The sequence below is a fragment of the Actinosynnema sp. NPDC037264 genome (assembly GCF_055603705.1).
Window position 1 is genome coordinate 102,549 of record NZ_JBVJVK010000020.1, and the last position, 11,707, is coordinate 114,255.

11 protein-coding genes are annotated in these 11,707 nt (G+C 72.2%); 9 read left to right on the forward strand and 2 right to left on the reverse strand.

All coding sequences use genetic code 11. From position 1 onward, the window contains the following. Positions 1-17 precede the first annotated feature (17 nt). Positions 18-521 carry an inorganic diphosphatase gene (locus ACZ7GX_RS22800; protein WP_498779300.1) on the reverse strand — a complete coding sequence of 168 codons (504 nt, stop codon included), beginning with the start codon at positions 519-521 and terminating at the stop codon, positions 18-20. Positions 522-635: 114 nt separating this feature from the next. Between ACZ7GX_RS22800 and dacB the strand changes: the two genes are divergently transcribed. From dacB to hpt, 4 genes are all read left to right on the forward strand, one after another. Then, complete coding sequence (gene dacB, locus ACZ7GX_RS22805; RefSeq protein ID WP_498779302.1) at positions 636-2,252, forward strand: D-alanyl-D-alanine carboxypeptidase/D-alanyl-D-alanine endopeptidase; 1,617 nt, start codon at positions 636-638, stop codon at positions 2,250-2,252. A gap of 61 nt (positions 2,253-2,313) precedes the next feature. After that, positions 2,314-3,327, forward strand: coding sequence for a zinc-dependent metalloprotease (locus tag ACZ7GX_RS22810; protein WP_498779304.1), 1,014 nt, complete (start codon positions 2,314-2,316; stop codon positions 3,325-3,327). After that, positions 3,324-4,235 carry a tRNA lysidine(34) synthetase TilS gene (gene tilS / locus ACZ7GX_RS22815; RefSeq protein ID WP_498779305.1) on the forward strand — a complete coding sequence of 304 codons (912 nt, stop codon included), beginning with the start codon at positions 3,324-3,326 and terminating at the stop codon, positions 4,233-4,235. The genes ACZ7GX_RS22810 and tilS overlap by 4 nt, the downstream gene beginning before the upstream one ends. A gap of 17 nt (positions 4,236-4,252) precedes the next feature. Continuing rightward, entirely contained in the window at positions 4,253-4,804 is a 552-nt protein-coding gene (gene hpt, locus ACZ7GX_RS22820) for a hypoxanthine phosphoribosyltransferase (protein ID WP_360466193.1), read from the forward strand. A gap of 199 nt (positions 4,805-5,003) precedes the next feature. Here hpt and ACZ7GX_RS22825 read toward each other — a convergent pair whose 3' ends face one another. Further along, a complete protein-coding gene (locus ACZ7GX_RS22825; RefSeq protein ID WP_498779306.1) occupies positions 5,004-6,704 on the reverse strand; it encodes a substrate-binding and VWA domain-containing protein in 1,701 nt (566 codons plus the stop codon). 421 nt (positions 6,705-7,125) lie between these two features. On the opposite strand from ACZ7GX_RS22825, the gene ftsH reads away from it, so the two are divergent. The 5 genes from ftsH to folK are packed head-to-tail and all read left to right on the forward strand — an operon-like array spanning position 7,126 to position 11,676. Next, positions 7,126-9,351, forward strand: a complete 2,226-nt coding sequence (gene ftsH / locus ACZ7GX_RS22830) for an ATP-dependent zinc metalloprotease FtsH (RefSeq protein ID WP_498779307.1) — start codon at positions 7,126-7,128, stop codon at positions 9,349-9,351. 17 nt (positions 9,352-9,368) lie between these two features. Then, positions 9,369-9,992, forward strand: coding sequence for a GTP cyclohydrolase I FolE (folE, locus tag ACZ7GX_RS22835; protein WP_498779367.1), 624 nt, complete (start codon positions 9,369-9,371; stop codon positions 9,990-9,992). Between the two features lie 29 nt (positions 9,993-10,021). Beyond that, complete coding sequence (gene folP / locus ACZ7GX_RS22840) at positions 10,022-10,810, forward strand: dihydropteroate synthase (protein WP_498779368.1); 789 nt, start codon at positions 10,022-10,024, stop codon at positions 10,808-10,810. Beyond that, positions 10,800-11,201 carry a dihydroneopterin aldolase gene (folB, locus tag ACZ7GX_RS22845; protein WP_498779309.1) on the forward strand — a complete coding sequence of 134 codons (402 nt, stop codon included), beginning with the start codon at positions 10,800-10,802 and terminating at the stop codon, positions 11,199-11,201. The genes folP and folB overlap by 11 nt, the downstream gene beginning before the upstream one ends. Beyond that, positions 11,194-11,676, forward strand: coding sequence for a 2-amino-4-hydroxy-6-hydroxymethyldihydropteridine diphosphokinase (gene folK / locus ACZ7GX_RS22850; RefSeq protein WP_498779310.1), 483 nt, complete (start codon positions 11,194-11,196; stop codon positions 11,674-11,676). Before folB ends, folK begins: the two co-directional genes overlap by 8 nt. Positions 11,677-11,707: the final 31 nt, after the last annotated feature.

Consider the following 11,707-nt stretch of genomic DNA (forward strand, 5'->3'; position numbering starts at 1 on the left):
CCTCTTCGCGGATCAGCTCAGTGGTCTTCGCCGCGGGCCACGGCGTCCTTCAGCCGCTGGTACGAGCGGACGATCTCGGCCTCGGCCTCGGTGCGGCCGACCCACGTCGCGCCCTCGACGCTCTTGCCCGGCTCCAGGTCCTTGTAGACCTCGAAGAAGTGCTGGATCTCCAGCCGGTAGAACTCGTTCAGGTGGTGGATGTCGCGCAGGTGCTCCGAGCGCGGGTCCTCCGCCGGGACGCAGAGCAGCTTGTCGTCGCCGCCCTTCTCGTCGGTCATCCGGAACATGCCGATCGCGCGCGAGCGGATCAGGCAGCCGGGGAACGTCGGCTCCTGGACCAGCACGAGGGCGTCGAGCGGGTCGCCGTCCTCACCGAGCGTGTCGTCGACGAACCCGTAGTCCGCCGGGTACTGAGTGGCCGTGAACAGGGTCCGGTCCAGCCGGATGCGCCCCGTCTTGTGGTCCATCTCGTACTTGTTGCGGACCCCCTTGGGGATCTCGATGGTGACGTCGAACTCCACTGCGCGGTCCTCGCTCGTCTTCGCCGTTCGTTACGCCACTAGTGTGGACTACGTCGTCTCGTCAACCCCTTGCCGAGGGTGTGACGTTGCCCGTACTCGACCGCGGAGGACTGCGTGCCCGACGAGCCATCGTGGCCGACCTTTGACGGTGACGAGGTCGACCGCGAGCCGCCGACGGTGCAGGTCAGACGGCCTGACCCGCCCACCGTGCGCATGCCGGCGCCGGTGCCCGCCAAGCCCGTGAGGGTGCCGCCGAAGCCCGTCGCGCCGCCCTCGCCCGCGCCGCCGACCGAGATCAAGTCGGAACCTGAACCGGTCCCTGAACCGATCACGGAACGTGAAGAGCCGTCGGTTCCGACGCGGCGGAAGCGCCCGTTCGTGTTGGGTGCGGCGGCGCTGCTCGTGGTCGCCCTCGCCGGCACCGCGCTCGTCGGGACGCAGCAGGGGTGGTTCGACGCCACGCCCGTGCCGACGACCGCCGCGCCGCTGCCGCCCGCGCCGGTGTCGTTGGCGATGAAGGGCGTCGGCGCGGACGGCAAGCCGGCCACGGCGGCGGGCGTGCGGGCGGTGCTGGCCGGTCCGGCCGCGAACGGGCTGCTGGCGCCGTTGTCGGGCGTGGTGGTGGACCCGGTGGCCGGCACGCCGCTGTGGAACCAGGGCGAGACGACGCCGCAGACCCCCGCGTCCACGATCAAGGTGCTCACCGCCGCGGCGGCGCTGCTGGCCCTGGACCACCGGGCCCAGTTCTCGACGAAGGTCGTGCGCGGGGCGCAGCCGGGCTCGGTCGTGCTGGTCGGCGGCGGCGACCCGACGCTGTCGTCCCGGCCCGCCGGCGAGACGACGGTCTACCCCGGCGCGGCCACGATCGACGACCTGGCCGCGCAGGTGCGCGCGTCGGGCGGCCAGGTGACGCAGGTGCAGTACGACGTGTCGCGGTACGCGGGCCCGGGCACCGCGCCCGGCTGGGACCCCAGCGACGTGCCGAACGGGTACGTGGCGCCGATCGAGCCGGTGATGCTGGACGGCGGGCGCGGCGACCCCACGAAGTACGACACGCCGCGCACGGCGACCCCCGCGGCGGTGGCGGCGCAGGCGTTGGCGCAGCGGTTGGGCGTGCCCGCGGTGGCGGCGGGCGTGGCGTCGCCCGCCGCGGAGGTGCTCGGCGAGGTCAAGTCCGCGCCGGTGGACCAGCTGGTCGAGAACCTGATGCAGATCTCGGACAACGTGCTGGCCGAGACGATGGCGCGGGAGGTGGCCAAGGCGCGCGGGCTGGAGCCGTCGTTCGCGGGCGCGACCCAGGCGGTGCGGGACGTGCTGACCGAGAACGGGTTCGACCTGTCGACGTCCACGATCGTGGACGGCAGCGGGTTGTCGCCGAACGACAAGGTGCCCGCGAAGCTGCTGGCGGACGTGCTCGTGGCGGCGGCGAAGCCGGACGCGTCCGACCCGAAGACGGCCAAGCTGCGGCCGTTGCTCACGGCCCTGCCGGTGGCGGGCGGCAGCGGCACGCTGGCGACCCGGTACGAGCAGTGGGGCGCGGGCGGCCGGGGCTGGGTGCGGGCCAAGACGGGCACGCTGACCTCGGTGAACACGCTCGCGGGCGTGGTGGTGGACGCGGACGGCAGGCTGCTGGTGTTCGCGTTCATGTCGTTGAGCCCCGAGCAGAACAACTCCTTGGTGCGCGGCGCGCTGGACGAGATGGCCGCCGCCCTCCGGACCTGCGGCTGCTGAACGCTCAAGACGTGGACGCGGGAGTGTCGGCCGGGCGGTCCCCGCAGGTAGCGTCAGGGGCGTGAACCCGGCGACGCAGGACCGCAGTGCCCCGGTCGATTGGGCCCTGGCCGTCACCACGGCGACCAGGCTCGTCCGGCCGGGCCCGATCGTGCCCAGAGCCGAGGCCGACATCGCCGTGCACCGCCTGCGCGAACTCGCCGTGGACGCCGAGGTGCACGTCCGCGAGCTCACCGGCCTCGGCCACGGCATGCCGCTCCAGCAGGGCGAAGTGGTCGACCGGCCGGCGTGGGTGCGCGCCGCCGTGCAGGGCCTCGCCGCCCTCACCGACGGCGCGCTGCCCAAGCAGTCCGGCGCGCTCAGCGGCGTCCTCGCGGGCACGGCGGGCGTCCAGGCGGGCGTCGTCATCGCCTTCCTCAGCGGCCGGGTGCTCGGCCAGTACGACCCGTTCTCCGAGGGCGGCAGGCTGCTGCTGGTCGCGCCGAACATCGTCGGCGCCCAACGGGCCCTCGACGTCTCCGGCGAGGACTTCAGCATGTGGGTCTGCCTGCACGAGGGCACCCACCGCCTCCAGTTCACCGCCGTGCCGTGGCTCGCCGAGCACTTCGCGGGCCTGGTCGCCACCCTGCTCGGCAGCATGGACGAGGGCTCCGCGCCACGCCTGCGCGACCTGCCGAAGCGGTTGCGCGAGTCGGGTGGCCTGGTGGAGCTGCTGCAGAGTCCCGGCCAGCGCGAGGTGCTCGATCGGCTGATCGCCTTGTCGACGTTGCTGGAAGGCCACGCCGACCACGTGATGGACGCGGTCGGCCCGGACGTCGTGCCGTCGGTCCGCACGATCCGCGAGCGCTTCACGGCCCGCCGCCAGGGCGGTGGCGTGCTGGACCGCGTGCTGCGCACGCTCCTCGGCGTGGAGGCGAAGGTCCGCCAGTACGCGGAGGGTGCGGCGTTCACCGGGCACGTCGTCGACGCGGTCGGCATGGACCGCTTCAACACCGTCTGGACCAGCGCCGACACCCTGCCGACGCGTGCGGAGATCGCCGACCCGGCCGGTTGGCTGCGTCGCGTCCAACCGTGAACGGACCGCTCGCCGAGGTGCGCACGGCCGTCAAGCGCTTCCTCGCCGAACACCGGCCCGACCCGGTCGCGGTGGCCGTCAGCGGCGGCGCGGACTCGCTCGCCCTGGCCGCCGTCACGGCCGGGCTGACGCGGGCACGCGCGGTCGTCGTGGACCACGGCCTGCAAGCCGACTCGGCGCAGGTCGCCGAACGGGCCGCGAGCACGTGCCGCGAGCTCGGCCTGGTCGCCGAGGTGCGCCGGGTGGAGGTCACCGGATCGGGTGGACCTGAGGCCGCCGCGCGCAAGGCCAGGTACGCCGCGCTGAGACCGGAGCGCGGCCTGGTCCTGCTCGGCCACACCAGGGACGACCAGGCCGAGACCGTCCTGCTGGGCCTGGGTCGCGGCTCGGGGCCGCGCAGCATCGCCGGCATGCGCGCGCACGACCCGCCGTGGGGCCGTCCGCTGCTGCGGGTCTCCAGGGCCGTGACGGAGGCCGCATGTGACGAACTCGGCCTCACGCCGTGGCGCGACCCGCACAACGAGGACCCGCGCTACACCAGGGTCCGCCTGCGCCGCGAGGTCCTGCCGCTGCTGGAGGACGTGCTCCAGGGCGGTGTGGCCGACGCCCTCGCCCGCACCGCCGCCCACCTGCGCGAGGACAACGACGCGCTGGACGAGCTGGCCGAGGCGTTCGACGGCGACCGCCGGTCGGTGGCCGACGTCGGGCGCCTGCCGACCGCCCTGCGCCGCCGCGTCCTGCGCCGCTGGCTGCTGGAGGAGAACGTGCCCGAGTTGTCCGACTCGCACCTGCGCCGGGTGGACGCGCTGGTGGGCGAGTGGCGCGGGCAGGGCGGCGTGTGGCTGCCCGGCGGCTTTGTGGCGCGGCGCGCGCATGGCAGGCTGCGAGTGGAACCAGTGCAGTCATGACAAAAGGGGAACCGTCCGTGTACGACGGCGACATCAGTTCCGTGCTCATCAGCGAGCAGGAGATCAGCGACAAGGTCACCGAGCTGGCCAACAAGGTCGCGGCTGACTACCCGGCCGACGGCGCGAACGACCTGGTGCTGATCACCGTGCTCAAGGGCGCGGTGATGTTCATGACCGACCTGGCCAGGGCGTTGCCGGTGCCGGTGCAGCTCGAGTTCATGGCGGTGAGCTCCTACGGCTCGTCGACCTCGTCCTCCGGCGTGGTGCGCATCCTCAAGGACCTCGACCGGGACATCGCGGACCGCGACGTGATCATCGTCGAGGACATCATCGACTCCGGTCTGACGCTGTCGTGGCTGCTCAAGAACCTGGCGTCGCGCAAGCCGCGGTCGCTGGAGGTCTGCACGCTGCTGCGCAAGCCGGACGCGGTCAAGGTCGAGGTGCCGGTGAAGTACGTCGGCTTCGAGATCCCGAACGAGTTCGTGGTCGGCTACGGCCTGGACTACGCCGAGCGCTACCGCGACCTGCCCTACATCGGCACCTTGGACCCTAAAGTCTACTCAAGCTGATCACTCGAACCGGGGGCGGCCCTCGACTGGACCACCCCCGCGAGGTCGCGTCGGTCGTTCGCGTCCTCATTCCCGGCGATCACGCTTTTCGATCGTCGGGAATCAGGGCGCGAACGACCGACTTCCAGGCGACCGAGCCGCCGTCTGCGGAGCAGCGGCAATCCAACACAGCCGCCGTCTGCGGAGCAGCGGCAATGTTTCAGCAGTTCGGCCGGCACCGCCGCTGGGAGATGCCGTCCAGCAGCACGCCGCGGATGTCCTCCGGCTCCATCGCCTGGTAGGCCTTGCCGCCGGTGGCCTCGGCGATCTGCCGCAACGCGTTCATGTCCGCGTCCGCGCCCAGCCCCACCATGATCATCGGCACCGGCCGCGACGGGTCGGCCTCCTGCTTCAGCGTGGCCAGCAGGCCGGGCAGGTCGATGCTGGAGATGTCGTCGTTGCTGCCGTCCGTGATCAGCGTGACCGAGTTGATCTTGGACGGGTCGTAGGTCTGCTGCACGTGCCGGAACGCGGCCAGCGCCGTCTCGTGCAACGCCGTGCCGCCGCCGACCAGGGCGGGCAGGTTGCCCGCGCCCTTCTGCAGCTGCACCCGCCGCGGCGCGCCGCCGATCGGCTCGCCGAGCGGACCGACCGGCACCAGCTCGATCCAGTCGTTCGGCGGCTTCTTGTTCGTCGAGAACGCCCACAGGCCGATCTCCGAGGTGTCGGGCAGCATGCCCAACGCGGTCAGCGCCGCCTCCCGGGCCGCCTCGACGCGGGTCTGGCCGTTGCTCATCTTCTCGGCCATCGAGCCGGACACGTCCAGCACCGCGAGCAGCCGGGTGTCCAGGCTGACCGCACCCCACGTGCGCAGCAGCTCGGAGACCTGGTCGGGGTCCGGCGTCTTCAGCACGGCCACGTCGTCGCCGCGCACGCCGTGCTCCTCGTTCGTCCAGCCGCCCGGGGCCTTGCCGTCGGGCGTGCGGAAGCCCGCCTCGGCGAACCGCTGCGCGGTCCGGCCCGTGCGCAACGCCTGCTCGAAGCCCTCCGCGGCCTGCGCGGTGCCCGCCTGCTCGCTCAACCGGCTCACCCGCACCAGGGGGTAGTCGAACGAGACCGTGCCCTCCTTGGGGTAGGAGGCGACGACCCGGCGCGACCCGGCCGTGCGGTTGGCGGACAGCACGGACTGCTCCGAAGCGGTGAACACGGGCGCGTTGTCCGCGCCCTGCACGACCTTGCCGAACGCGTCGCGCACGGACGGCAGCGCGTTGCGGCCGACCCGCAGCAGCGCGCCGATCAGCTCCGGCTTCGGCGTGCCGTCCGGGTTGCCGAGCTGCGCCCGGATGACCGCGAGCGTGGCCAGGCCCTCGGTGGACGTGGTCGGGTCGCTCAGCGTCACCGGCACCCTGGGGTCGACGACCTTCGCCCACGTCACGGGCGTGATCGGCCAGCCGAGCGCGGTCATGGCCTGCTCCGAGCCCGCGATCACCAGCGGCGAGCTCGCCAGCGGGTCGTGGATGTCCAGCCGCGGCGCCTCCGCGCCCTCGTCACCGGCCTGCCGCTGGGTCTCGGCCGCCCACATGGACGAGTCCGGCACCCACAGCGCGGGCGGGTTGATCTGGGCGGTCGGCAGCTCGTTGGCCACGTCGGCGGCGCCGCGCGCCTCGACCTGCACCTGCACGCACTTGCCGTCCACGATCGGCTGGGTCGCCTGGTAGTCGTCGGCCGCGCCGCGCACGACCTCCTCGATCACCGGGGTCACCGCGATCTTGAGCGGTAGGGTGCCCTTGCACTCGGGTCCGCTGGTGGCTCGCAGCGCCACCACGGTGACGCCCGCGGCGGCGATGACGCCGAGCAGCGCGCCGACGGGCAGGACGACGCGGCGGAGCCGGCCGGGGCGGTCCGGGTTGCGAGCTGACATGCTTCGTACCTTCGGTCGGTGTTCACCCTTTCGGGTGGGCGAGGAACACTCGGTTGGTTGCCGAGGATGACACGGCTCACTCACATGACAAACTCTCGTGTTCTACGTCACTCGAGTGGTCCTCGCGTTGTCGCTACCTGCTAGTGCGGGATGACCCCTCGTGAGTGGTTACGGGATCGAGCCCTCGCCGGTTCACGATCGAGTCAGTCGACCGGCTGAACCTGGTTGACCTGGGATCCGTGTCCGCGGTCACCACGGGAACACCGGACGCCCCTCGCCCGTTGGTCCGGCAAGACGCGACAGGGCCCGCACGCGGAGCGCTTCGCCCGAGCCATGGGCGGTAGTCTGGTCGGACGGGTGTGCCCGTCTACGCCCGTCGACAAGTCAGGGAGGGTCGAGGCCGCCCGCCGGCCGTAAGTGCATGGACCGCAAGCGCCTGCTTCGCAACCCGCTGCTGTGGATCGTGGCGGTGTTGTTGCTCTTTTACGCCTTCAACGTGCTCTTCGACGACAACCGGGGCTACACCCCGATCAAGACGTCCCAGGCACTGCAACAGATCCGGGACGGCCAGGTCAAGGAAGCCACGATCGAGGACAAGGAGCAGCTCCTCAAGCTCACCCTCAACGACGGGGTGACCGTCGAGGGCAGCAACCGCGTGCGCGCCCAGTTCCCGGCGAGCTCGACGGACGAGGTCTTCACCATCCTCGACCAGGCGGGCAACAAGCCCGTCGTGGAGACCAAGGTCACGCAGGACTCGTTCCTGATGCAGATGCTGCTGTACATGATCCCGCTGGGTCTGCTGCTGCTCCTGCTGATGTGGATGATGAACAACTCCCAGGGCGGCGGCAACCGCGTCCTGAACTTCGGCAAGTCCAAGGCCAAGCAGCTGTCCAAGGACATGCCCAAGACGACGTTCAGCGACGTCGCGGGCGCCGAGGAGGCCGTCGAAGAGCTCTACGAGATCAAGGACTTCCTGCAGAACCCGGGCCGCTACCAGGCCCTGGGCGCGAAGATCCCCAAGGGCGTGCTGCTGTACGGCCCGCCCGGCACCGGCAAGACGCTGCTCGCGCGCGCCGTGGCCGGCGAGGCGGGCGTGCCGTTCTACTCGATCTCCGGCTCGGACTTCGTGGAGATGTTCGTCGGCGTCGGCGCCTCGCGCGTCCGCGACCTGTTCGAGCAGGCGAAGCAGAACGCGCCGTGCATCATCTTCGTCGACGAGATCGACGCGGTCGGCCGCCACCGCGGCGCGGGCCTCGGCGGCGGGCACGACGAGCGCGAGCAGACGCTCAACCAGCTGCTGGTGGAGATGGACGGCTTCGACTCGCGCGGCGGGATCATCCTGATCGCGGCGACGAACCGGCCCGACATCCTCGACCCGGCGCTGCTGCGCCCCGGTCGCTTCGACCGGCAGATCCCGGTGTCCGCGCCGGACCTGAAGGGCCGCAAGCAGATCCTGCGCGTGCACGCCAAGGGCAAGCCGTTGGCCCCCGAGGCCGACCTGGACGGCCTGGCCAAGCGCACCGTCGGCTTCTCCGGCGCCGACCTGGCCAACGTGATCAACGAGGCCGCCCTGCTCACCGCGCGCAAGAACGGCACGGTGATCAGCAGCCTCGAGCTGGAAGAGTCGGTGGACCGCGTGATCGGCGGTCCGGCCCGCAAGAGCCGGATCATCTCCGAGAAGGAGAAGAAGATCACCGCCTACCACGAGGCCGGGCACGCCCTGGCCGCGTGGGCGATGCCGGACATCGACCCGGTCTACAAGGTCACGATCCTGGCCCGCGGCCGGACGGGTGGTCACACCCTCTCCGTGCCCGAGGAGGACAAGGACCTGATGACCAGGTCCGAGATGATCGCCCGGCTGGTGTTCGCGCTGGGTGGCCGCTCCGCCGAGGAGCTGGTCTTCCACGAGCCGACCACGGGCGCGTCCAACGACATCGAGCAGGCGACCAAGATCGCCCGCGCGATGGTCACCGAGTACGGCATGTCCGCCCGGCTCGGCGCGGTCAAGTACGGCCAGGAGCAGGGCGAGCCGTTCCTCGGCCGCACGGCGGGCCGGCAGGCCGACTACTCGCTCGAGGTCGCGCACGAGATCGACGAGGAAGTCCGCGAGCTGATCGAGGCCGCGCACACCGAGGCGTACGAGGTGCTCAACACCTACCGCGACGTGCTCGACGCGCTGACGCTGGAGCTGATCGAGAAGGAGACCCTGCACCAGAAGGAACTGGAGCGGATCTTCGCCGCGGTCGAGAAGCGCCCGCGCATCACGAAGTTCAACGACTTCGGCCACCGCACCCCGTCGGACAAGCCGCCGGTCAAGACCCCGGCGGAACTGGCCAAGGAGCGCGGCGAGCCGTGGCCGCCGGCGATCGAGGACACCCTGGACGCCGAACCGCGGGTCCAGGACCAGGTGCCCACGCCGCCGAACGGCCACAACGGCGTGCTGCCCCAGAGCCCGCAGCCGCAGGCCTACCCGCAGCAGCAGCCGCAGCACCCGTCGTCCGGCCCGCCGAACTACGGCGCGCCTCCCGGGTGGACGCCCGCGACGGCGCCCGGCGGCGCACCGCAGCCACCGCAGTGGCGGCCGGAGCCGACGGACGCGGAAGCGGGGAAGCGGTCCTTCGACACGGACCCGGACAACCGCACGTGACCGAGCACGGCACCGCGATCGACCAGACCGGCCTCTCCGTCAACGGGGGGGCCGGTCTCGCGCGCCCACCCTTCGACCAGAAGCGGGCCGAGGCTGCGGTGCGCGAGCTGCTGCTCGCGTGCGGTGAGGACCCGGAGCGCGAAGGGCTGCGCGACACGCCGGCGCGGGTGGCGCGGGCGTACCGGGAGCTGTTCGCCGGCCTGCACACCGACCCGGACGCCGTGCTGGCCAAGACGTTCGACGAGAGCCACGAGGAGTTGGTGCTGATCACCGACATCCCGATGTTCTCGTTCTGCGAGCACCACCTGCTGCCGTTCCACGGCGTCGCGCACGTCGGGTACATCCCGAACGAGCACGGCCGGGTGACCGGGCTGTCGAAGCTGGCCCGGCTGGTCGACCTGTACGCCAAGCGGCCGCAGGTGCAGGAGCGGCTGACGTCGCAGGTGGCGGACGCGCTGATGCGGCGGCTCGACCCGCGCGGCGTGATCGTGGTGGTCGAGGCCGAGCACCTGTGCATGGCCATGCGCGGCGTGCGCAAGCCGGGCTCGCGGACCACGACGTCGGCGGTGCGCGGGTTGCTGCGCGACTCCGCGTCGACGCGGTCGGAGGCGATCGAGCTGATCAAGGGACGTTTGCGGTGAGCGTGCCCAGGCCGGGGCACTGCGTGGTGATGGGCGTGCTCAACGTCACCCCGGACTCGTTCTCCGACGGCGGCCGGTACCTCGACCTGGACGACGCGGTGGCGCACGGCGTGGCGCTGTTCCGCCGCGGCGCCGACCTGATCGACGTCGGCGGCGAGTCGACGCGCCCCGGCGCGGACCGGGTGTCGCCGGAGGTGGAGGCCGCGCGCGTCGCGCCGGTGATCCGGGCGCTGGTCGCGGAGGGCGTGCCGGTGAGCGTGGACACGACGCGGGCCGAGGTGGCGCGGGCAGCGCTGGACGCGGGCGCGTCGATCGTGAACGACGTGTCCGGCGGGCTGGCCGATCCGGCGATGGCGCCGCTGGTGGCGTCGGCGGGCGTGCCGTACGTGCTGATGCACTGGCGCGGGCACAGCAGGCGGATGGACCGGCTGGCCGTGTACGACGACGTGGTGTGCGAGGTGCGCGACGAGCTGTGCCGCCAGGTGGACGCCGCCCTGGCCGCCGGTGTGGCGTCGGACGACATCATCCTCGACCCCGGGCTGGGTTTCGCGAAGGACGCCACGCACAACTGGCAGCTGCTGCACGGCCTCGGCTCGTTGCTGGAGCTGGGTTTCCCGGTGCTGGTCGGCGCGTCGCGCAAGCGGTTCCTCGGCGCCCTGCTCGGCGACCGGGCGCCGGACGGCCGGGAGGACGCGACGGCGGCGGTGTCGGCGCTGGCCGCGTTCGTCGGCGCGTGGGGCGTGCGGGTGCACGACGTGGACCGGTCGTTGGACGCGGTGGCCGTGGCGCGGGCGTGGAGGCGGGGACGTGCCGACTGACCCGGGTGGCTCGGCGGAGGTGGGCGGGACTTCCGACCGGATCTCGTTGCGCGGCCTGCGGGTGCGCGGGTTCCACGGCGTGTTCGAGCACGAGAAGCGCGACGGGCAGGACTTCCTGGTCGACGTCACGGTGTGGCTCGACCTGTCGCGCGCGGCGGCCACGGACGACCTGCGGGAGACGCTGCACTACGGCGAGCTGGCCGAGCGCGCGGCGGCGATCGTGGCCGGTGGGCCGTACGACCTGATCGAGACGGTGGCGGGCAAGGTGGCCGACGAGGTGATGACCGACCTGCGGGTGCGGGCGACCGAGGTGACCGTGCACAAGCCGTCGGCCCCGATCCCGCTGGCGTTCGAGGACGTCGCCGTGACGATCCGGCGCACGCGTGACTAGGGCGGTGCTGTCGCTCGGCTCGAACCTGGGCGACCGGCTCGGCTACCTGCGGCTCGCGGTGGCCGGGTTCGCCGACGTGCTGGTGGCGGCGTCGCCGGTGTACGAGACCGCGCCGTGGGGCGTGACCGACCAGCCCGACTTCCTCAACGCGGTGCTGATCGTCTCCGGTGACGTGGACGAGTGGGGCTGGCTGCGGCGGGGGCAGGCGGTGGAGCGGGCCGCCGGGAGGGTCAGGGAGCTGCGGTGGGGCCCGCGCACGCTGGACGTGGACGTCGTGACGGTGGACGGCGTGCGGTCGTCGGACCCGGAACTGCTGCTGCCGCACCCCGGCGCGCACGACCGCGCGTCCGTGCTGGCGCCGTGGCTGGACGTGGAGCCGGACGCGGTCGTGCCGGGGCACGGCCCGGCGCGCGACCTGCTCGCCGGTCTCGACCTCGGCGGCGTCACCCGACGGGATGATCTCCACCTGAGGTGATCAGCGCTGCGGTGTCCGCGAAGCGGGGTTA

Excerpts from the sequence above, each read along its gene's own strand:
- ACZ7GX_RS22825 (WP_498779306.1), bottom strand. The coding sequence starts at position 6,704 with ATGTCAGCTCGCAACCCGGACCGCCCCGGCCGGCTCCGCCGCGTCGTC.
- ftsH (WP_498779307.1), top strand. The coding sequence starts at position 7,126 with ATGGACCGCAAGCGCCTGCTTCGCAACCCGCTGCTGTGGATCGTGGCG.
- folP (WP_498779368.1), top strand. The coding sequence starts at position 10,022 with ATGGGCGTGCTCAACGTCACCCCGGACTCGTTCTCCGACGGCGGCCGG.